Below are 21,278 nucleotides of genomic sequence, written 5' to 3'. Positions count from 1 at the left end.
CCGGCCTTCGGCCTCCCCCTTTATTTCGCTGCGCAAGGCACCCCATCGGCGTGATCGATGGACGTAGCGCTTGTGCGGCCAGCACAACGACTGCGTCCATGTGCGAAGGGCATCGGGTGCTCCCCGCAGCGAAATAAAGGAGGAGGCCGCAGGCCGGGGGACATTCGCGGAGGGGAGTACCCGGTGCCCTTCGCACACGCCCCGAAAGAAACGAACGATTCAGGAAGGCAGCGAAGACGGCGGCACGCGACGACGCCGCCGCATCAGGTATTCCACGAGTTCGAACAGGCCTTCGCTCAGCAACGCCAGCGCAGCCGCCGGCAATGCGCCCGCAACGAGCAGTTCGCGATCGTTGAGCGCCAGCCCCGTCACGATGCGCTCGCCAAAGCCACCCGCACCGATGAAGGCCGCGATGGTCGCCGTGCCGATGGCGATCGAGGTCGCGGTGCGCACGCCCGCCAGCAGCGTGGGCAGTGCCAGCGGCAGCAGCACCAGCCGAAGGCTCTGCGGCGGTGTCATGCCGAGTGCAGTGCCGGCCATCCGCAGGCCGTTGGGAACTTCGGCCAGGCCCGTCACCGTGTTGCGCATGATCGGCAGCAGCGAATAGAGCGTCAGCGCGATCAGCGCCGGCAGTGCGCCGATGGCGCCCAGCATCGAGATCAGCACCGCCAGCAGCGCCAGCGAAGGCACGGTCTGCAGCAGGCTCGCGAAACCCAGCACCACCGCGCGCAACCGAACGTGCGCAAACACCAGGATCGCCAGCGGCACGCCGATGAGAATCGCGACGCCGACCGACACCGCCACCAGCAGCAGATGCTGTCGCGCGAGCTTCCACAGGTCCGGCCCGAACAGCTTGGCCATGAAGCCGCGCCGCGCTTCCTGCGGCTGCGCCTTCGCGCCCTTGCCCGCGCTCGCGAGGAAGTCGCGCGCGATGGTGTCGAAGGGCACGCTCTGCAGCTCGGCCCGCGCATTCATCGCGATCATCGCGCGCTCGTCGACGCGGCCTTCGAGCGTCTTCAGCGCGGCCCAGGCCTGCGGCAGCCGCGTGGGCAGGTCGAGCTTGTAGAGCACCACCGCGTCGTAGCGCGGAAAGTACTTCCTGTCGTCTTCCAGCACGCGCAGGCCGAGGTGGTCGATCTTGGCGTCGGTGGTGTAGATGTCGATCACGTCGATCTGCTTCGCGGCCACCGCGTCGTAGGCCAGCCCGTGGTCGAGGCCGGTGGGCATCTGCGTGAAGCCGTAGCGCCCGGCCAGGCCCTTCCAGCCGTCCGCGCGGCCGATGAATTCGTTCGACAGGCCGAACTTCAGCTCGGGGTGCTTCGCCAGGTCGCTCAGCGTGCGCAGGCCCAGCCGCTCGGCGTCGGCTGCGCGCACCGCGAGCGCATAGCCGTCGTTGAAGCCCAGCGGAATGGCCACGCCCAGGCCCATCGGCGCGAGCGCCGCGTTCATGGCTTCGCGCGTGTCCGCCGGCGTGCCCTTGAGGATTTCGAGCGCGATGGTGCCGGTGTATTCGGCGTACAGGTCGATGGCGCCCGAGCGCAGCGCCTCGTACACGATGGCCGTGTTGCCAAGGCCTTGCCGCACGATGGGCGCCGAGGCGGTGTGCGGCGCCGCCGTCTGCGCCAGCAGCTCGGCCAGGATGTACGACTCGGTGAAGCGCTTGGAGCCTACGCGCAGCGTCTCGTCCGCGGCTTGTGCGGGGGCGGGCGCGATGGCAAGCCATGCGAGGGCGTACAGCAGGGCGGCGCGCCAGAAACTGCGGGGCAGATGCATCCGGGCCAGTGTATAGACATCGCTCCGTTTGGCGCGCACCCGCCGCTCTCCTACACGCCGTGGTGCGCGGTGCCGATGGGGCGGCTCGTTGATCGGGCCCACAGTCGGTTGCCATGAAGAGCCGCTCCACGAAGAACGAACTCCCCGGCCCCGACGTCCACGGCCTGCGCGAGCTGCCGGGCGTGCAGGTCGACGGCTACAGCCTGCAGCTGCGCGACAAGGACGGTTTTGTCGGCGATCAGGCCAGCCAGACGGCCTTTCGCGAACTGCTCGAACGCTGGCGCAAGCGCCGCCGCAGGAAGGGCAAGGACCCGCTGGGCGTTTCGCATTCGCGCGACCTCGGCAAGGGGGAGCTTGACCGCGCACTGCAGGAAAAGAAGGCCACCGAGGCCTCCGACGTGATGCATGGCGCCATCGAGGAGTTCGCGCAGGAGCTGGCCCTGGTGATCCAGCGCTTCATGCGCCAGCCCTCGTGGCGGAAGGTGCAGCGCATCGTGGTCGGCGGCGGCTTTCCCGAGAGCGACGTGGGCGAGCGCGCCATCCTGCAGACCGGCGCCATCCTCGAGGAGATGGGCTTGCAGGTGCAGATCGGCCGCCTCTCGCACGACGTGGACGACGGCGGGCTGATCGGCTGGGCGCACCTTGTGCCGCGCGCCATGCTGAAGAAGCACGACGCGATCCTCGCGGTGGACATCGGCGGCACCAACGTGCGCTGCGGCATCGTGAAGACGCGCCACCGCAAGGCGCACGACTTCTCGCTCGCGAAGGTGGTGCGGCGCGAGAAGTGGCGCCATGCGGACGAAGGGCCCGACCGGGGCGGCATGGTCGAACACATCGCCGACATGCTGGAAGACATGGTCCGCTACAGCGAGCGCAGGAAGATCCGGCTCGCGCCCTTCGTCGGCATTGGCTGTCCGGGCCTGATCCGGCCGGACGGCTTCATAGCGCGCGGCGCGCAGAACCTGCCCGGCGACTGGGACAGCCACGCCTTCCACCTGCCCAGCCAGCTGTGGCAGCGCATGCCGATGATGGGCTCGGGCCCGACGCTGGCGCTGATGCACAACGACGCGGTGGTGCAGGGCCTGAGCGAACTGCCTTTCATGCGCGACGTGCGGCACTGGGGCGTGCTGACCATCGGCACGGGGCTGGGCAACGCGAGCTTCACGAACCGGCTTTGAGGCCGGGGCTGCATTACCGGTGTTCGGTCTGCGGGCCTTCCAGCACCAGCGTGCCACCACCCAATGCCTTGTAGACCGCCACCAGCCCGACCGCGAGCCGGCTTGCGCTCTGCGCCCGGTCGCGTTGCGCCTGCAGCAGCGTGCGGCGCGCATCGAGTTCGACGCCGAAGTCGGTGAGTCCGCCCGCGTGGCGCGCATGTGCCAGCACCAGCGCGTCGCGGCTGCGGCGCTCGCGCTCGGCCAGTTCGGTCTGCCGCTGCCGCTCGGCGGCGTAGGCGGTGAGCGCCGAGTCGATCTCGTGCCAGGCCTTGAGCACGGTCTGCTGAAAGGCCATGGCCGCTTCCTGCTGCTGCAGCTCGCGCAGCTCCACGGTGCCGCGGCGGCGTCCGTTGTCGAAGATCGGCAGGCTGATCGACGGGCCCACGTGCCACTGCCGGCTGCCCCATTCGCCGAAACGTTCGCTGCCTACCGATTCGTAGCCGAAGCCGACGCCCAGCGTCACGCGCGGATAGAGGTCGGCCACGGCCACGCCGATGCGGGCGGTGGCTGCATGCAGCTGCGCCTCGGCGGCCGCGATGTCGGGGCGGCGGCGCGCGAGTTCGGCGGGCTGGCCCAGCGCGAGGGCGGGGAGCGCCGGGGCGTCGAGTGCGTCGCCGGTGGCGGTGTCGGCCAGTTCGGTGTTCAGCGCGCCGGGCGCGGCACCGGCCAGCAGCGTGATGCGGTTCATCGCATCGGCTTCCTGCTGCAGCAGCGCGGGAATGCGCGCGCGCAGTTCGGCCACCAGCGCGCGCTGGCGTACGGGGTCCAGGTCGGTGACGAGGCCGCCGTTGGCGCGCGCCTGCACCAGTTCGAGCGACTCGGCGGCTGCCGCGATGTCGGCGCGCGCGATGCGCAGTTCGCGCTGCGTGCCGCGCAGCTCGAAGTAGTTGCGCGCCAGCTCGGCCTGCACACTGAGCCGGGCCTGCCGCAGCAGCGCGGACGAGGCGCTCGCGTCGGCATCGGCCGCCTCGATGGCCCGGCGCACGCGGCCCCACAGGTCGATCTCCCACGAGGCATCGAAGCCGGCCTGGTAGAGGTTGTAGGGCTCGCTGAGCGTGCGGATGAGCTGGTCGCGGTTGGAGACCGACGAGCCAAGCGCATCGATCATCCGCGTGGCGGCGCCGCTTTCGCTCTGGCGCTGCCGGGTGACGCCGGCGCTCGCATTCACCTGTGGCCCCTGCTGCGCCGCCGTGGTGGTGCGCTGTACGCGGCTTTGTGCGAAGCGCAGGGCGGCAGTCTGAAGGTCGGGGTTGCTTGCGAGCACCATGGCTTCGAGGCGGTCCAGCACCGGATCGTTGAAGGCCCTCCAGTCGCCGGATGCGATGCCGCCGGTGGAAGCGCCTTGCCGTTCCGCGCCCAGAAGTGCGGGCGAGCCGCCATGCCAGGCAGTCCAGTCGGCGGGCGTGCGCACCTCGGCCGGCTTGTGGTCGGGCCCCACCGCGCAGCCGGCGAGCAACAGGGAGAAGGCGAAGGCGGTCGCGGCGCGAGGAGCGGACAGAAGAGGCATGGCGTGCTCCCGGTTTCAGACAAGACGGTTGCGGAACAGCCAGGCCGCCAGCGGCAGCGTGATGGCGGCGATGACGGCCAGCGGAATCAGGTTGTGCCAGACCGTGCCCAGCCCCACGCCTTCGAGGTACACGCGCTGCACGAGATCGATGGCAAAGCGCAGCGGGTTGGCCAGCGTGGCCACCTGCAGCGCGTGCGGCATGTTGCGCACCGGCGTGGTCAGGCCCGACAGCAGCATCAGCGGCATCAGCAGCACGAATGCGTAGAGCATGGCCTGCTGCATGTTGGCCGACACGGCCGAGATCGACAGGCCAATGCCCACGCTCGCGACCGTGAAGAACACCAGCCCCGTGTACAGCGTGAGCAGCGAGCCCGCCATCGGAATGCGGAACCAGAACAGCGCCACCAGCAGGATCAGCGACGACTGCACCAGCCCCACCAGCACCGGCGGCAGCGCCTTGCCGATCATGATCTCGAGCGGCGACATCGGCGTGACCAGCAGCTGGTCGAAGGTGCCTTGCTCGCGTTCGCGCGCCACCGACAGCGCGGTGAGCAGCAGCGTCTGCAGCATGCTGAGCGCAGCGATCATGCCGGGCAGCAGGTTCCAGCGCGTTTCGAGGTTCGGGTTGAACCATGCGCGCGATTCGATGACCAGCGGCGACGGCGGGGCGCCCGCGCGCGCGCGCAGTTCCGCGTTGTAGCGTTCGACCACCGCGCTCACGTAGCCCGCCGCCGAGCCCGCGGTGTTGGAGTTGCGCGCATCGAGGATCAGCTGGATCGTCGTGGTCTGCCCCGCGCTGAGCTGCTGCTCGAAGTTGGCGGGAATCTGGAGGACGAGCAGCGCCTGCTCGGTGTCGATCACCTCGCGGATGTCGGCCTGCGAGCGCAGCGTGGCCACGCGGTGGAACACGCCCGTGCTGTCCAGGTGCGCGATGAGTTCCGACGAGGCGCCGTTGCGGCTCTGGTCGAGCAGCGCGTACGGTACGTTGGTGAGGTCGTAGGTCGCGCCGTAGCCGAAGACCAGGCTCTGCAGCAACGCCGGCGCGACCAGGATGGCGCGCGTGGCCGGGTCCTTGAGGATCGTCAGCAGCTCCTTGCGGCAGAGGTTGGCGATGCGCATGAGGAAATCGATCATGGCGTCGGCCCTCAGTCGAGGCTCTTGCGCGTTACCGCGCGCGCCACCAGCAGCAGGCCCACCGCGTACGCCAGCAGGATCGCGCAGTTGCGCCAGATCAGCGGCCACACGTCGCCGGCGAGGAACAGCGTCTTGATCAGGTCCATGAAATAGGTGGCCGGCAGCAGGTGCCCCACCACCCGAACGGCAGTGGGCACGTTGCGCAGATCGAACAGGAAGCCCGACAGCATCATCGAAGGCATGAAGGTCGCGATCAGCGCCACCTGGCTCGCGAGGAACTGGTTGCGCGTGACCGACGAGATCACGAGGCCCAGGCTCACGGCCACGATCAGGTACAGCATCGAGCTGAACACCACCACCAGCAGCGAGCCGTACATCGGCACCGCGAACAGGTAGCGCGCGGAGAGCAGGCACAGCGTGAGCCCGAGCATGCCGACCGCGAAGTACGGGATGATCTTGGCCAGCAGGATCTCGACCGGCCGCACCGGCGTGACGAACAGCGCCTCCAGCGTGCCGCGCTCCCATTCGCGCGCCATCACCAGCGCGGTGAGGAAGGCGCCGACCAGCGTCATGATGAGCACGATCAAGCCCGGCACCAGATACCAGGTGCTGGTGTTCGCGGCGTTGAACCACATGCGCTGCTCGATGGCGACGCTGCCTGCGGGTGGGGCGCCGGCAGCGTTGCCGTTGCGGTCCGCCTGCCGCACGCCCGCTTGCGCGAGGGCGCCGCTCACATAGGCCTTGATGATGCTCGCGCGCCCCGCGTCCGAGCCATGCACGATGAGCTGCACGCGAGCATTGCCGGCAGCGAGCGCGCGCGAGAAATCGGCCGGCACGCGCACGATGCCGTCGACCTTGCGCTCTTGCATCAACGCTTCGGCGTCGTGCATCGAGCCCAGCAGTATTGGCGCGATGGTGGGCGAGAGCTGCAGCCCGGCAATGGCCTCGTGCGCGGTCGGCGAGGCGTCTTCCATGACCACCGCCACGGGCGCGTTCTTCACGTCGAGCGACATGCCGTAGCCGAAGATCAGGATCAGCACCATCGGCAGCAGGATGCCGATGGCGAGGTTGCTGCGGTCGCGCAGCAGCTGGCGGAACTCCTTGCGCGTGAGGGAGACCAGGCGGGACCGGAAGCCGTTCATGCCGCCACCTCTTCCGTGCTCTTGTGCCGCGCCTTCTCGACGATGCCGATGAAGGCCTGTTCCATGTCGATGCGTCTCTCGCCGTCTTCCTCGCCCAGCGCCTGCGCGCGCACCTCCTGCGGCGTGCCGATGGCCAGCACCTTGCCTGCGTCCTGGATCACGATGCGGTCGCAGTACTCCGCCTCTTCCATGAAGTGCGTGGTGATGACGACCGTGGTGCCGCCTTCGGACAGAGCCGTGATGCGGCGCCAGAACTCGCGGCGCGCGAGCGGGTCGGCGCCGCTGGTGGGCTCGTCGAGGAACAGAATCTCGGGCTCGTGCAGCAGGCCGGTGGCCATCGCCAGGCGCTGCCTGTAGCCGCCGGCCAGTTGGCCGCTGGGCGTGTCGAGTGCCTGGGCAAGGTCGAACTGGTGCAGCACCGTGTCCATGCGCTCGCACAGCTTCGCGCCGCGCAGGCCGTAAGCACCCCCGAAGAACGAGAGGTTCTCGCGCACCGTGAGGTTGCCGTAGAGCGCGAACTTCTGCGAGACGTAGCCGATGCGCTGGCGTGCCTGTGCGCGTGCATGCCGCAGGTCGACGCCGGCCACGCGCAACTGGCCGCCGCTGGCGGGCAGCAGGCCGCAGAGCATGCGGAAGGTGGTGGTCTTGCCCGCGCCGTTGGGGCCGAGCAGGCCGAAGATTTCGCCGCGCCGCACCGAGAAGCTGGTGTTGGCCACGGCGACGAAATCACCGAAGCGGCGCACGAGGTCCTTGACCTCGATGACCACCTCGCCGGGTTTGCCGTCGGGCGTCGCCATGGCCGCTGGCGGAATGGTGTCGCTGGCGGGCGATGGCTGCGTGCGCAGCAGCATCATGAAGCCGTCTTCGAGGCGCGGCGCGACGGGCTCGGTGTGCGCGCCGTCGAGCAACGCATCGAGCCGCGCGCCGTCTGCTTCCTCGCGGCGAATGAAGCGCACCTCGCCGCCCTGCGGCACCGCATCGACGATGTCCTGCCGCGCGTCGAGCAGGCGGGCCTGAAGCAATCGCGGCGGTTCGCCATCGGGCGGCGTTGCGACAAAGCAGAGGCCGCGCGCCCGGTCGCGCAGTTCGCCGGGCGCGCCCTGCACCAGCAGCTTGCCGCCGCGCAGCACGAACACATGGCTGCAGCGCTCGGCCTCGTCGAGGTAGGCGGTGCTGACGATGACCGAGAGCTTTTCGTCGTCGACCAGCTGCTGCACGATCTCCCACAGCTCGCGGCGCGAGAGCGGGTCCACGCCCACGGTCGGCTCGTCGAGCAGCAGCAGGTCGGGCGAGCGCACCAGCGTGCAGGCCAGCCCGAGCTTCTGCTTCATGCCGCCCGAGAGCTTGCCGGCGGGGCGGCTGGTGAAGCGGCCGAGGTCGGTCATTTCCATCAGCCGTGCGTAGCGCTCGCGCCGCTGCGCGCGCGGCACGCCGTGCAGGTCGGCGTAGAGGTCGAGGTTTTCCTGCACGCTGAGGTCGTCGTAGAGGCCGAAGCGCTGCGGCATGTAGCTGATGCGGTCCTGCACCGCCTGCGGGTCGGCCGACACGTCGATGCCGAGCACGCGCAGCTCGCCCTGGTCGGCGCGCATCAGGCCGGCCATGAGGCGCAGCAGCGTGGTCTTGCCTGCGCCGTCGGGACCGACCAGCGCGGTGAGCGTGCCGGCGGGTACTTCGAGCGACACGTCGTCGAGCGCGTGCACGGTCGCGGCCGGCGCCTTCGGCACGAAGCGCTTGTGCAGCGAGCGCCCGGCCACGGCCGGCCCGGTGCATTGCATTCAACAGCCCTCCGTGTGGGAGGTCTTGCTCCTTCCCCCGCTGGGGGAAGGCTGGGATGGGGGCAGGCAGAGCGCTCGATGGGTACGCCGTCTGCCCCCACCCCAGCCCTCCCCCAGAGGGGGAGGGAGCAATGCAGGAAGAAGGACGGTCATTCAGGGCCTGCCCGTCGAAGACAGCTGCAGCCGCACCGTGGCCGGCATGCCGAGCCGCAGCCGGTCCTCCTTGTCGTCGACCATCACCCGGATCTCGTAGACGAGGCTGCTGCGCAGCTCCTCCGTCTGCACGGTCTTGGGCGTGAACTCGGCCACCGACGAGATGTAGCCGACCTTGCCCGCGATGGCTTCGCCGGGTTGGCTGTCGGTGCTCACGCGGGCCTCCTGCCCGGCGCGCACGCGGCCGAGGTCGGGTTCGGCCACATAGGCGCGCACCCATTTGGGATCGGTGATGGCGAGCGTGAAGGCCGGGCGCTGCGGCGAGGCCATGTCGCCCGGTTCGAGCAGCCGGGCGCGCACGACGGCATCGATGGGCGCCTTGAGCTCGGCCTCCGCGAGCTGGTGGTTCATGAGCGCGAGCTCGGCGCGGGCCGATTCGAGCTGGGCCTGCGCCTGCCCGATGTCTTCCTTGCGCGGCCCGGTGACGACCAACTGCTGCGCCTTGCGCGCGTTGTCGAGCTGCGCCAGCGCCACCTTGCGCCTGGCCTGCGCGCTGTCGAGGTCCTGCTGGCTCACCGCGCGGCCGGCCGTGGTGGTGCCGATGGCCTGCAGGCGCGCGAGCTGCTGCTGCGCCAGTTCGGCATCGGCTTGCGCGGCGGCCACCTGGGCGCCGGCCTGCGCCACTTCCTCGGGGCGGCTGCCGGTCTTCAGGCGCAGCAGGGCCTGCTCCTGCACGCCGATGCGCGCCTGCGACTGCGCCGCGCGCAGCACCAGCGAGCGGGTGTCGAGCCGGCCCAGCACCTGCCCGGCACGCACGCGGTCGCCTTCGCGCACCATCAGCTCGGCCACGCGCTCGTTGGCGTTGAAGGCCAGCGAGACCTGGCGCAGGTCGACGTTGCCGTACAGCACGAGCTGATCGGAGGGCGCGGCCGAGCGATGCGCGTACCACCAGCCGCCCGCTGCCGCGATGACTGCCACGGCGGCGATGGCGATGAGGGGTTTCCTGTTCATGGCGTGTGTCCTGACGAGGCTGCTGCTGTCCCGGGCCCGATGCGATGTTATCAAATTGAAATTTGAATTTGAAGTATTTTTTCGTTTGGGTTAGCCTCGGGGCATGGCAACCCGCACTCCGCGCACCGACGGCAACACCACGCGCCTGCACATCCTCGAGACCGCAGGGCGGCTGTTCGCGGCGCAGGGTTTCGCGCAGAGCACCAGCAAGGAAATCTGCACCCGCGCGGGCACCAACATGGCCGCGATCAACTACCACTTCGGCGGCCGCGACGGGCTCTACGAAGCGGTGCTGATCGAGGCGCACAGGCAACTGGTGAGCCTCGACGAGCTGATGGCGCTGTCCATGGAGTCCACCGATGCGCGGCTCAAGCTGCGCGCCTTCCTCACGCACATGGTCGAGATGAGCGCGCAGCCGAAGGCGCCGTGGGGCTTCCGGGTGGTGCTGCGCGAGGCGCTGTCGCCGTCGCCGGCCATGCCGGCGATGATCCAGCGGGCGGTGCTGCCCAAGGCCAAGCTGCTGCGCGGCATCATCGGCGAGATCATGGGCTTGCCCGGCGACCATCCCTCGGTGCAGCGCAGCCTGCTGCTCACGGTGCTGCCGTGCCTGGTGATGACGGTGGCGCCCAAGGACCTGAGCAGCAAGGTGCTGCCGGCCCTGAAAGACACGCAGGCGCTGGCGGACGACCTGATGCGTTACGTGCTCGCCGGGCTCGACGCCGTGGCGAAGGAAGCCAAGGCCGCCGAGCCGACTACAGCTGGAAAGCGACGGTGAGCAGCAGCCCCTCGGCCACGTCGCGCAGCAGCCCCGGTCGCCGCGCGCGGTAGGGTTCGCCGGCCGAGGCGGTGGTCTCGATCCACTCGGCCAGCCAGTCAATGTTGTCCTGGCCGTAGAACACCACGGCGGCCTCGTGGTTCAGCAGCAGGCTGCGCAGGTCGAGGTTGATCGAGCCGCAGATGGCGAGTTCGTCGTCCACCACCACGGCCTTGGCATGCGCCATGAACGGCAGCATGCAAAAGCTCACGCCTGCGCGCGCCAGGTCGCGCATGGCGCGTGCGCGCACGAAGTCGGCCAGGCGGTGGTTCGACTTCGCCGGCATCGCGATGGTCACCTGCACGCCGCGCCGCGCGGCCAGCCGCAGAGCGTCGCGCAGGCCGTCGCCGGGCACGAAGTAGGGCGTGATCGCGAGGATGCGGTGCTCGGCGCGGAAGCACGCGTCGATCAGCAAGGCGTGCGCCGTGTCTTCGGTCTGGTCGGGGCCGCTCGGCAGGAACTGGGCCATGGCCGTGCCCGGGCCCTCGGCAACGTCGTCGCACGTGATGGCGCGGGCCTTGCGGCTGCGCACCGAGGTCCAGTCGTGGTCGAACTGGCGCGCCGCCGCTGCGGCTACGCTGCCGCGCAGGTCGAACGACAGGTCGTGCCAGGCCTCGGGATGCTTGTCGCTGCCGGTGAAGTATTCGCCCGCGAGGTTGCGCCCGCCCGACCAGAGCCAGCTGTCGTCGGCGATGGTGAACTTGCGGTGGTTGCGCAGGTTGCGCGGCCCGATGCGGCGCAGGCTGAAGAAGGGGCGGAACACCGCCACCTCGCCGCCCGCCGCCCGCAACCGGTCGAAGTGATGGCGCGGCAGCGACAGCGCGCCGAAGCCGTCGAGCAGCACCCGCACCTTGAGCCCGTCGCGCGCCCGCCTGGCGAGCCGCTCGATCACCGCATGGCCGAGGGGGTCGTCGCCGATGATGAAGGTGCACACGTCGATGCGCTCGCGCGCGCCGTCGATCACCTGCCACAGCGCCTCGCGCGCGGCCTCGCCGTCGGCGTGCATGCGGATCGCGCAGCGCCCCGGCGGCGCGAGGCCGAAGCTCTCGATCAGGTCGGCCGCCCAATGGCCCGGCGGCACCGAGCGCGGCGGCCGCGGCGAGCCAGCGGGACGCAGCTTGCGCTGGCCGAACAGCAGGTACATCGGCAGGATGAGGTAGGGCATCAACACCAGCCCCATGACCCAGGCGATGGCCGTGGTGGGTGCGCGCTGCTCGCGGCGCGCGCGCGTGGTCAGGACGTAGACCAGCAATGCGAAAGTGACGACGAGGAAATGCTGCGAAGGAGAGGGCAGCCAGTCGAACCTTGTGATCGGCATGGAGCGATGATGCCTCGGAGCCTTGGCCCGGCCTTCAGCGTTGAAGGAAGGCCGGCACGCCGCGCCCCTGCGAGGCCAGGAACCGCATCATCGGGTCGACTACCGCGCGCACCGCGGGGCGGTCGCCCACGCGTTTGCGCCAGGCCAGCAGGCGCGGCGTGGCGTCGGTCATGCCGGCGCCTTTGCGGTCGGCGAACACGCAGGCCATGTAGAAGGCGATGTCGGCAAAGGAGTAGGGGCCGGCCAGGTACTCGCGCGTGGCGAGCAGGCCTTCCATCTCGTCGTAGAAGCGCGCGCAGCCGGCGCAGGCTGCGATCGCCGGGGCACTCTGCATGGCCTCCTGCAGGCCGAAGAGCTTGATGACGTTAGGAAAGAAGACCTCGTCGGACTTCTGTTCCAGCTGCCGCGCGCGAGCCCGGTCGGCAATGCCTTCGGGCCACAGCGCCGGGCTGGGATAACGGTCTTCCAGGTATTCGAAGATCTGCGTCGAGTCGAAGAGCGAAACCTCGTCGTCGACCAGCACCGGTACCTGCTGCTTGACGGGGTTGACCCGAAGCACCTCGGGGTGCTTGGGCTCGTAGGCGTCGCCCTCGATGAAGGGCACCATGACCAGTTCGAAGGCAAGGCCTTTTTCGCGCGCCGCGATCTCGACCTTGGCGCCGAACATGCTGAGGGGGCCGGAGTAGATGTGAATCGTCATGGGCCCCGACTTCAACAGAAATGGCGCTTCAGGTCGAGCCCCAGACTTCCTGTGCCGTCTCCACCACGAGGCGCAGCTTGGCGCGCTGCGCTTCCACCGCGATGTTGTTGCCGTGCACCGTACTGGAGAAGCCGCACTGCGGCGACAGTGCGAGCTGTTCGAGCGGGGCGTACTTGGCGGCATCTTCGATCCGGCGCTTGAGCTCGTCCTTGTCCTCCATCTCGCCGAACTTGGTGGTCACGAGGCCGAGCACCACGGTCTTGCCCTTGGGCAGGTAGCGCAGCGGCTTGAAGTCGCCCGAGCGGGCGTCGTCGTATTCCATGAAGTAGGCGTCGAGATCCATCTCTTTCAGCAGCGCCTCGGCCACGGGCTCGTAGTTGCCGGCCGCGGCGTGCGTGCTCTTGAAGTTGCCGCGGCACAGGTGCATGGCCAGCAGCATGCCCGGCGGCTTCTGTGCGACCACCTTGTTGATGAAGGCCGCGTAGCGATGCGGCAGCTCGTTCGGGTCGTCGCCGCGCTTGCGGGCGGCTTCGCGCATGTGCTCGTCGCACAGGTAGGCGAGGTTGGTGTCATCCATCTGCACGTAGGTGCAGCCGGCGTCGGCCAGCGAGCGCAGCTCGTCGCCGTAGGCGTTGGCCACGTCGTCGTAGAACACCGGGTCGAGCTCGGGATAGTGTTCCTTGCTGATGCCGGCGCGGCCGCCGCGGAAGTGCAGCATGGTCGGCGAGGGGATCGTCACCTTCGGCGTGCGGCCTGCCGACAGCTGGCTCTTGAGGTACTGGAAGTCGGCGAGCTGGATGTCCTTGACGTGGCGCACCTTGTCGATCACGCGCATCGCCGGCGGCGCCAGTTCCTCGGTGCCGTCGGGCTTGCGGATGGTGACCGGAATGTCGGTCTTCACGCCGCCGAGCTGGTCGAGGAAATCGATGTGAAAGTAGGTGCGGCGGAACTCGCCGTCGGTGATGCTCTTCAGGCCGATGTCTTCCTGGAAGCGGACGATCTCGGTGATGGCCTTGTCTTCGACCAGGCGAAGCTGCTCGGGCGTGATCTCGCCCTTGGCCTTCTGCTCGCGCGCTTCGAGCAGGTACTTGGGGCGCAGGAAACTGCCCACGTGGTCGTAGCGGGCGGGCAAGGCGGCGTGCTGTGACATGGATGACTCCGTCGTGATGGGGGAACGAGCGGAACATCGTATCGCCTTCGAAACATCGGCGGCTTGAATCAAACGACTCGCCCCGGCTCCGCTTACTGCGCCGACGGCAGACGCGCACGCAGGCAGAAGCTGCCGTGCGCGATGATCGCGCGGTTCATCTGGTTATCGCGCAACAAAGAATCCCGTCGGAGGCCGCTAGGTGATTGCCAGCTGCGCCGGGTGTTGCAAAGTGTTGAAAATAGCCCGGGTCCGCGTTCCGCCCCTCAAAGGAAAAACCATGCAAAGACGCCATCTCATCCAGACCGCCGCCCTGTCGGCGCTAGCGCTTTCAATGTCGCTGGCCAGCGCCCAGGACAACAAGTTCAAGATCGGCCTGATCCTGCCGATGACGGGCCAGTCGGCCTCCACCGGCCGCCAGATCGAAGCCGCCGCGCGCCTCTACATGGCCCAGAACGGCGACACCGTGGCCGGCAAGAAGGTCGAGCTGATCGTCAAGGACGACACCGGCCTGCCCGATGTCACCAAGCGACTGGCGCAGGAACTGGTGGTGAACGACAAGGTCAATGTGCTGGCCGGCTTCGGCCTCACGCCGCTGGCGCTGGCCGTGGCACCGATCGCCACGCAGTCGAAGACGCCTGAAGTGGTGATGGCCGCCGCCACGTCGAGCATCACCGAAGCCTCGCCCTACATCATCCGTTCGAGCTTCACGCTGCCGCAGGTGTCGGTGGCCATGGGCGACTGGGCGCCGAAGAACGGCGTGAAGACAGTCGTCACGCTGGTGGCCGACTACGGTCCCGGCAACGACGCCGAGAAGTTCTTCAGCGAGCGCTTCCAGCTCAACGGCGGCAAGGTGATCGAGAAGCTGCGCGTGCCGCTGCGCAACCCCGACTTCGCGCCGTTCCTGCAGAAGGTGCGCGACGCCAAGCCCGACGCGCTGTTCGTCTTCGTGCCTTCGGGCGCGGGCGCGGCCGTGATGAAGCAGTTCCTCGAGCGCGGCATGGACAAGGCCGGCATCAAGATGATCGCCACCGGCGACGTGACGGACGACGACCAGCTCAACGACATGGGCGATGGCGCGCTGGGCGTGGTCACCTCGCACCACTACTCGGCCGCGCACCCCTCGGCGATGAACAAGAAGTTCGTCGAGGCCTTCCAGAAGGCCAACCCCAAGATGCGCCCCAACTTCATGGCCGTGGGCGGCTATGACGGCATGCGCGTGATCTACGAAGCGCTCAAGACCACCAAGGGCCAGGGCGGCGGCGAAGCGCTGCTGGCGGCCATGAAGGGCCAGGTCTTCGAGAGCCCGCGCGGCCCGGTGCTGATCGATGCGCAGACGCGCGACATCGTGCAGGACGTGTACCTGCGCAAGGTCGAGAAGAAGGACGGACAGCTCTACAACGTCGAGTTCGACGTGATCAAGGGCGTGAAGGATCCGGGCAAAGCTAAATAATGCTCGCCCCCAGGCTGCGCGCACTTCGTGTCGCTTCGCCTTCCCCCTACCGGGGGCAACACCTGCGGCCCGGCGAAGCCGGTTCCGCGGTGTTTCCCGAACGGGCCGCTTTTGTGCAGCACGCTGATAGATAGCTGACATGTTGACCATTCTTTTCGACGGCATCGCCTACGGCATGCTGCTTTTCGTGCTCGCCGTCGGCCTGGCCGTGACGCTCGGGTTGATGAACTTCATCAACCTCGCGCACGGCGCCTTCGCCATGGCGGGCGGGTACCTCACGGTGTTCGCGATGCAGAAGCTGGGCATGCCGTTCCTGGCCTGCCTGCCGTTCGCGTTCATCGTCGTCGCGTTGGCCGGGGCATTGCTCGAACGCACGCTCTATCGGCCGATGTACGGCAAGCCGCACCTCGACCAGGTGCTCTTTTCCATCGGCCTCGCCTTCATGGCCGTGGCGGCCATCGACTACTTCGTGGGATCGTCGCAGCAGAACGTGCAGCTGCCCGAGTGGCTGCGCGGCCGTACCGAAATCGGCGACGGCGCGCTGCTGCTGGGCATGGGGCACTACCGGCTCTTCATCATCGGCGTGTGCGCAGTGCTCACGGTGGTGCTGCAGCTCATCCTCTCGAAGACGCGTTTCGGCAGCCGGCTGCGCGCCGCGGTCGACGATCCGCGCGTGGCGGCGGGGCTGGGCATCAACGTGAACATCGTGTTCCTGCTGACCTTCGCCGTGGGCTCCGGGCTCGCGGGGCTGGGCGGTGCGCTGGGCGCCGAGATCCTCGGGCTCGACCCGACCTTTCCGCTCAAGTACATGATCTATTTCCTGATCGTGGTGTCGGTCGGCGGCACCTCGTCGATCACCGGGCCGCTCGCGGCGGCGCTGCTATTGGGCATTGCCGACGTGGCGGGCAAGTACTTCATTCCGAAGATGGGTGCGTTCACCGTCTACCTGCTGATGATCCTCATATTGATGTGGCGGCCCCAAGGCCTGTTCACCCGCAAAGGGGGGCGCTGAATGAGCACGCCTTCTTCTGCGACCGATCTCCAGTCGGCCCTGCTGCGCAAGGCGCGCTGGCACCCGCTCGAGTTCGTTGTCTGGGCCGTGGCCTTCGCGCTGCCGCTCGTGATGCCTTCGCACTCGCTGCTGATCAACGAGATCGCCATCGTCGCGCTGTTTGCGATGTCGCTCGACCTGATCCTCGGCTACACCGGCATCGTGTCGCTGGGCCATGCCGCCTTCTTCGGCTTCGGCGCGTATGCGGCGGCGCTGTTCGCCAAGCTCGTGATGCCCGACCCGACCGTGGGGCTCGTGGTCGCCACTGTGCTCTCCGCGCTGCTGGGCCTCGTCGCCAGCGTGACGATCTTGCGCGGCAGCGACCTCACGCGCCTGATGGTCACGCTCGGCACCGCGCTGCTGCTGCTCGAACTCGCCAACAAGCTCGACTGGCTCACCGGCGGTGCCGACGGCCTGCAGGGCGTGGTGATGGGGCCGGTGCTCGGCCTGTTCGACTTCGACCTGTACGGCCGCACGGCCGCCTGGTATTCGCTGGCCGTGATGCTGCTGCTCTTCCTGCTGATGCGCCGGCTGGTGCATTCGCCGTTCGGCGCCACGCTCAAGGCCATTCGCGACAACCGGCTGCGCGCCATGGCCATCGGCATCCCGGTGGTGTCGCGCCTTGCGGTCATCTACACCGTGGCAGCCGGCATCGCCGGAGCCGCGGGCGCGCTGCTGGCGCAGACCACCGGCTTCGCCTCGCTCGACGTGCTGGCCTTCGACCGCTCGGCCGACGTGCTGCTGATGCTGGTCATCGGCGGCGTGGGCTGGCTCTATGGCGGCGTGGCGGGCGCGATCGTGTTCAAGCTGCTGCAGACCTGGCTGTCGGCCGTGACGCCGCAGTACTGGATGTTCTGGATCGGCCTGATCCTGGTGCTGCTGGTGCTGGTCGGGCGCGACCGGCTGCTGAAGCCCTGGACGTGGTACGGCGCCGGCAAGAAGAAGGGTGGAGCGGCATGAGCGACACCGTTCTTTCCACCCACGGCCTCGTGATGCGCTTCGGCGGCATCACGGCCACCAACAACGTGTCGATGGAGCTCAAGCGCGGCGCGCGCCATGCGCTGATCGGCCCCAACGGCGCGGGCAAGACCACGCTGATCAACCAGCTCACGGGCGTGCTCACGCCGACCGAAGGCCGCATCACGCTGCTCGGCGAAGACATCACGACGCTCGCGCCGCACAAGCGCGTGGCGCGCGGGTTGGTGCGCACTTTCCAGATCAACCAGTTGTTCGATTCGATGACGCCGCTCGAAACGCTGGCGCTCGTGGTGTCGCAGCACCAGGGCATCGGCGCGCAATGGTGGCGTCCGCTGGGCGCCAGCAAGGCGATCGCGGAGCGCGCGGCGCAACTGCTCGAACAATTTCACCTGAGCGACGTGGCACAGCAGCAGGTGAAGCACCTGGCCTACGGCAAGCGCCGCCTGCTGGAAATCGCCATCGCGCTGGCCTGTGAGCCACGCGTGCTGCTGCTCGACGAGCCGGTGGCGGGCGTGCCCGCAGGCGAGCGTGAGGAGCTGTTGCAGACCGTGGCCGCGCTGCCGGCCGACGTGTCGGTGCTGCTGATCGAGCACGACATGGACCTGGTGTTCAGTTTTGCCGACCGCATGACGGTGCTGGTCAACGGTACGCTGCTGACCGAAGGCGACCCCGAAACCATCGCCAACGATCCCAAGGTGAAAGAGGTCTATCTGGGCCACGGAGAAACCGCCCATGTCTGAGCTGCTGCGCACCGAGAACCTGAGTGCCGGCTACGGCGAGGCCGTGGTACTGCACGACGTGGCGTTCGCGCTCGGCGAAGGCCAGACGCTGGCGCTGCTGGGCCGCAACGGCACGGGCAAGACCACGCTGATCAACACGCTTGCCGGCGCCACGCGCCAGCATGGCGGCAGCATCACGCTGAGCGGACAGGCGCTGCACAAGCTCGCGCCGCATCAGCGCGCGGCGGCCGGCATCGGCTGGGTGCCACAGGAGCGCAACATCTTCAAGTCGCTCACGGTGCACGAGAACCTCACGGCCGTGGAACGGCCCGGCAAGTGGAATCCGCAGCGCGTCTACGAGATGTTCCCGCGTCTCGCGGAGCGCAAGACCAACCTGGGCACGCAGCTGTCGGGCGGCGAGCAGCAGATGCTGGCCGTGGGCCGCGCGCTGGTGCTGAACCCCAAGCTGCTGCTGCTCGACGAGCCGCTCGAAGGGCTCGCGCCGATCATCGTGGAGGAGCTGCTGCGCGCCATCCGCCGCATCACGCAGGACGAGGGGCTGGCCGCGATCATCGTGGAGCAGCATCCGCAGGCGATCCTCGCGATTTCCGACGAGGCAGTGGTGTTGGACCACGGCACCATCGTGCACAAGGACAGCGCCGCGGCGCTGCGCACCCAGCCGCAGGTGCTGGACCGGCTGCTGGGCGTCGCGCGCTAGACGAGTTCCGCGAGGCGCGCCTTCCAGTCTTCGGCACGGCCCAGCCACGGGCCGATGTCGATGCGGCTGGCGCTGCCATCGGCCCGCGTCAGCACGAAGGTCGGAAAGCCCTGGCCGCCCGCGCGTTGCAGCAGCTGGCGGCTTTCGGCGATGTGCTGCGCGGTCGCTTCTCCCGCCAGGCGCTCGACGGCTGCAGCAAAGGCTTCGGCATCGAAACCGAGCTCCGCGGCCACCGCCTTCAGCACTTGCGCATCGGCGATGCGGCGGCCTTCGACATAGTGCGCACGCTGCAGGCGATGCACCATGTCCAGCCCGCCGCCTGAGCGCAGCGATTCGGCCGCGAGGATGGCGGTGATCGGCGGCTCGGAATCCATCACCGCGCCGGTGTCGCGCAGCAGTCCTTCGAAGTAGCCTTCGCCGAAGGGCTGGCCCGTCATCTCGGCGATGCGCCGGTCGTGCGGCATCACGTACTCGCGCCATTGCGGCGTGATCGCGCGGCGGTTGGCGCCGGTCATCATGCCGCCGCCATGGAACGCGACCTGCAGGCCCGGCACGTTGCGCGCCGCATCGACCAGCGGCGCGGCGGCGTAGCACCAGCCGCACAGCGGGTCGAAGATGTAGTGAAGGGTGGTGGTGTCGTTCACTGCGGCCATTTCATTTCTCCCTTGATGACCTTGGCGCCGAGTTCCAGCGACGAGGCGCCTTCCAGCTTCGGGTAGCGCTTCTTCATCGCGGCGATCAGCGCGACCGAGTCCTTGGCCTTGGCGGCTTCGGTCTCGAAGGCCTGCAGGTAGCTGCGCGTGAACTTCACAGAGGCCAGCGTGTACGGCGCCGAGCCGTTGGCGTTCGGCAGGTAGTGGCCGGGCACCACGGTCTTCGGGTGCAGGGCTTCGATGCGGCCCAGCGTCTTGATCCACTCCTGGCGCGACTCGAGCGTCTGCGTGTCGGCCACCCACACGTGGATGTTGGCCGAGACGGGGATGCCGCCGACCACGGCCTTCAGCGAAGGAATCCAGCCAAAGCTGCGTTCGGGCGTGGGGCCGTCGAGGCCGACGACCTGGATCTTGCGGCCTTCGAGCGTGAGGCTGTCGCCGGCCAGCGGCTCGGGCACGACCAGCGCCTTGGGCGCGTTCTCCTTGAGGATCGGGCCCCAGTGCGCGAGCTTGCCGTCCTTCGAGGCCTGGATCGCGGCCACGGTCTGCGGCGTGGCAACGATCTTCGCGTCGGGGAAGGCGGCCTGGATCACGTCGAGGCCGAAGTAGTAGTCGGGATCGCTGTGGCTGATGTAGACCGTGGTGAGCTTCTTGCCCGTGGCCTTGATCTTCTGCACCAGCGCCTCGGCGTCGTTGCGCTGGAACTGGGCGTCGATCAGCACGGCATCGGTCTGGCCGGTGACGATTTCCGACGAGACCGGGAACATCGATTTCGTGCCGGGGTTGTAGACGTCGAGTTTGAGGGGCTGGGCGGCCTGGGCGGCAAGCGGGGCGAGGCTCAGCGTGGTGGCGAGGGCAGCGGCGGAGAGGAGGGCTCTGCGGAACATGGCGGCGATCTTTCTGAATGTGTGATGTGAAGAGGTGACAGCGCTGAATGCCCCGAATGTTAGGTTGCGAAAATCGAAACAAAAACCCGATGATTCACAACGAATAGTTTCGGATTTCGGCCGAATGGGCTTCCGGATCGTCAGTCCGTGGCGCACCGCTCGAGGTGCGCGACCAGCAGCTGCGCCGACGGCGACAGCGCCGCCTCGCCGCGAAAGCAGATCGCGAAACGCCGACGCGCCCACGCGTCGGTGAGCGGCATCAGCCGCAGGCCGAAGGCATCGGTGAAGGGCCGCGCCACCTCCGCCGGCACCACGCTGATCGCGAGCCCGGCCCGCACCACCCGCAATGCCGCGTCGAAGTTGGAAACCAGCACGCGGTACACCAGCGGCTTGCCCGCCACCGCCGCCTCGCGCGCCAGCATCAGCTGCACGGCGCTCAACGCCGGCATGCCGACGAATTCGTGGTCGAGCACCTGCTCGAAGCGCACGTGCTCGTGCCTTGCGACGGGATGCGACGGGTGCGCGACGATGGCGAGGTGGTCGGAGCGGTAGTTGCGCCGCTCCAGGCCGTCGAGGTCGGCGGCGTCCCAGCACAGGCCGATGGAGGCGCTGCCCTCGCGGATGCCGCGCACGATCTCGGGGCTCACGCGCTCTTCCATGTCGACGCGGATGTTGCGGTGGGCCGGGTCCTTCAGAAAGCCCGCCACGTCTTCCGCCAGCGATTCGGCCATGACCGACGCCGAGGCCAGGATGCGCACATGCCCGCGAGCGCCGCCCGCGTAGGCGGCCATGTCGCGCTCGATGCGGTTGACGCTGCCGAGCATCGCGCGGGCGTGCTCCAGCAGGGTTTCGCCGGCCGGCGTGGGCACCACGCCGCGGCGCTTGCGCAGCAACAGCGGCGTGCCCACCGCTTCTTCGAGCTGGGCCAGCCGCTTGCTGATGGCCGAGCCGACGATGCTGGCCTGCTCGCCAGCGCGCGCGATGCTGCGCGTTTCGCAGACGGCGACGAACAGGCGCAGGGTGGTGAGGTCGAGGTCTCTCATGGTGTTCCGTTCTGGAATCAAATGGCTTCCAAAATATACCTTCTGGGTCGAATTGGAACTTCTAATATCAACGCCGTACCCTCAC

At 68.5% G+C, this 21,278-nt stretch carries 18 protein-coding genes and 1 pseudogene; 7 read left to right on the top strand and 12 right to left on the bottom strand.

The window, feature by feature from the left end; translation table 11 throughout:
* Positions 1–219 precede the first annotated feature (219 nt).
* Complete coding sequence (locus tag ACEOAB_RS19190; protein WP_413751207.1) at positions 220–1,773, bottom strand: ABC transporter permease/substrate-binding protein; 1,554 nt, start codon at positions 1,771–1,773, stop codon at positions 220–222.
* Between the two features lie 113 nt (positions 1,774–1,886).
* On the opposite strand from ACEOAB_RS19190, the gene ACEOAB_RS19185 reads away from it, so the two are divergent.
* Complete coding sequence (locus tag ACEOAB_RS19185) at positions 1,887–2,951, top strand: ROK family protein (protein WP_413751208.1); 1,065 nt, start codon at positions 1,887–1,889, stop codon at positions 2,949–2,951.
* A 13-nt stretch (positions 2,952–2,964) separates the two neighbouring features.
* Here ACEOAB_RS19185 and ACEOAB_RS19180 read toward each other — a convergent pair whose 3' ends face one another.
* The 5 genes from ACEOAB_RS19180 to ACEOAB_RS19160 all read right to left on the bottom strand — a co-directional run bounded on the left by ACEOAB_RS19180 (position 2,965) and on the right by ACEOAB_RS19160 (position 9,712).
* Positions 2,965–4,497 carry an efflux transporter outer membrane subunit gene (locus ACEOAB_RS19180; protein ID WP_495653047.1) on the bottom strand — a complete coding sequence of 511 codons (1,533 nt, stop codon included), beginning with the start codon at positions 4,495–4,497 and terminating at the stop codon, positions 2,965–2,967.
* A gap of 15 nt (positions 4,498–4,512) precedes the next feature.
* Complete coding sequence (locus tag ACEOAB_RS19175; RefSeq protein WP_413750940.1) at positions 4,513–5,631, bottom strand: ABC transporter permease; 1,119 nt, start codon at positions 5,629–5,631, stop codon at positions 4,513–4,515.
* An 11-nt stretch (positions 5,632–5,642) separates the two neighbouring features.
* Positions 5,643–6,773, bottom strand: coding sequence for an ABC transporter permease (locus ACEOAB_RS19170; RefSeq protein ID WP_413750941.1), 1,131 nt, complete (start codon positions 6,771–6,773; stop codon positions 5,643–5,645).
* A complete protein-coding gene (locus tag ACEOAB_RS19165; RefSeq protein ID WP_413750942.1) occupies positions 6,770–8,548 on the bottom strand; it encodes an ATP-binding cassette domain-containing protein in 1,779 nt (592 codons plus the stop codon). The genes ACEOAB_RS19170 and ACEOAB_RS19165 overlap by 4 nt, the downstream gene beginning before the upstream one ends.
* Before the next feature lie 153 nt (positions 8,549–8,701).
* The gene (locus ACEOAB_RS19160) at positions 8,702–9,712 is read right to left on the bottom strand and encodes an HlyD family secretion protein (protein ID WP_495653046.1); all 1,011 of its coding nucleotides are present in this window, start codon (positions 9,710–9,712) and stop codon (positions 8,702–8,704) included.
* A gap of 103 nt (positions 9,713–9,815) precedes the next feature.
* Between ACEOAB_RS19160 and ACEOAB_RS19155 the strand changes: the two genes are divergently transcribed.
* A complete protein-coding gene (locus ACEOAB_RS19155; RefSeq protein WP_413749599.1) occupies positions 9,816–10,487 on the top strand; it encodes a TetR/AcrR family transcriptional regulator in 672 nt (223 codons plus the stop codon).
* On the opposite strand, the gene ACEOAB_RS19150 is transcribed toward ACEOAB_RS19155, so the two are convergent.
* From ACEOAB_RS19150 to ACEOAB_RS19140, 3 genes are read right to left on the bottom strand one after another with little or no spacing between them, the layout of a single operon-like run.
* Entirely contained in the window at positions 10,465–11,844 is a 1,380-nt protein-coding gene (locus tag ACEOAB_RS19150) for a phospholipase D-like domain-containing protein (protein ID WP_056590134.1), read from the bottom strand. The genes ACEOAB_RS19155 and ACEOAB_RS19150 overlap by 23 nt on opposite strands.
* A gap of 34 nt (positions 11,845–11,878) precedes the next feature.
* Positions 11,879–12,544, bottom strand: a complete 666-nt coding sequence (locus ACEOAB_RS19145; RefSeq protein WP_056590137.1) for a glutathione S-transferase family protein — start codon at positions 12,542–12,544, stop codon at positions 11,879–11,881.
* 28 nt (positions 12,545–12,572) lie between these two features.
* Positions 12,573–13,694: a 5-methyltetrahydropteroyltriglutamate--homocysteine S-methyltransferase gene (locus ACEOAB_RS19140; RefSeq protein ID WP_056590139.1), complete on the bottom strand. Its 1,122-nt coding sequence runs from the start codon at positions 13,692–13,694 to the stop codon at positions 12,573–12,575.
* Positions 13,695–13,971: 277 nt separating this feature from the next.
* On the opposite strand from ACEOAB_RS19140, the gene ACEOAB_RS19135 reads away from it, so the two are divergent.
* From ACEOAB_RS19135 to ACEOAB_RS19115, 5 genes are all read left to right on the top strand, one after another.
* The gene (locus ACEOAB_RS19135; protein WP_413749854.1) at positions 13,972–15,144 is read left to right on the top strand and encodes an ABC transporter substrate-binding protein; all 1,173 of its coding nucleotides are present in this window, start codon (positions 13,972–13,974) and stop codon (positions 15,142–15,144) included.
* Between the two features lie 139 nt (positions 15,145–15,283).
* Positions 15,284–16,156 carry a branched-chain amino acid ABC transporter permease gene (locus ACEOAB_RS19130; RefSeq protein WP_206178198.1) on the top strand — a complete coding sequence of 291 codons (873 nt, stop codon included), beginning with the start codon at positions 15,284–15,286 and terminating at the stop codon, positions 16,154–16,156.
* Positions 16,157–17,155 carry a branched-chain amino acid ABC transporter permease gene (locus ACEOAB_RS19125; RefSeq protein ID WP_056590149.1) on the top strand — a complete coding sequence of 333 codons (999 nt, stop codon included), beginning with the start codon at positions 16,157–16,159 and terminating at the stop codon, positions 17,153–17,155.
* Positions 17,152–17,913, top strand: a complete 762-nt coding sequence (locus tag ACEOAB_RS19120; RefSeq protein ID WP_056590151.1) for an ABC transporter ATP-binding protein — start codon at positions 17,152–17,154, stop codon at positions 17,911–17,913. Before ACEOAB_RS19125 ends, ACEOAB_RS19120 begins: the two co-directional genes overlap by 4 nt.
* Positions 17,906–18,610, top strand: a complete 705-nt coding sequence (locus tag ACEOAB_RS19115; protein ID WP_413749853.1) for an ABC transporter ATP-binding protein — start codon at positions 17,906–17,908, stop codon at positions 18,608–18,610. Before ACEOAB_RS19120 ends, ACEOAB_RS19115 begins: the two co-directional genes overlap by 8 nt.
* On the opposite strand, the gene ACEOAB_RS19110 is transcribed toward ACEOAB_RS19115, so the two are convergent.
* From ACEOAB_RS19110 to ACEOAB_RS19100, 3 genes and pseudogenes are all read right to left on the bottom strand, one after another.
* Positions 18,607–19,263: a DsbA family protein gene (locus tag ACEOAB_RS19110; protein ID WP_413749852.1), complete on the bottom strand. Its 657-nt coding sequence runs from the start codon at positions 19,261–19,263 to the stop codon at positions 18,607–18,609. The genes ACEOAB_RS19115 and ACEOAB_RS19110 overlap by 4 nt on opposite strands.
* Positions 19,257–20,150 (bottom strand): annotated as a pseudogene (locus tag ACEOAB_RS19105) (MBL fold metallo-hydrolase); the annotation flags it as partial. The pseudogene ACEOAB_RS19105 and the gene ACEOAB_RS19110, both read right to left, overlap by 7 nt.
* A gap of 140 nt (positions 20,151–20,290) precedes the next feature.
* The gene (locus ACEOAB_RS19100; protein ID WP_413333890.1) at positions 20,291–21,193 is read right to left on the bottom strand and encodes a LysR family transcriptional regulator; all 903 of its coding nucleotides are present in this window, start codon (positions 21,191–21,193) and stop codon (positions 20,291–20,293) included.
* Positions 21,194–21,278 lie beyond the last annotated feature (85 nt).

This window comes from Variovorax sp. Varisp53 (genome assembly GCF_059491555.1).
This window is presented reverse-complemented; position numbering and strand designations above follow the sequence as displayed.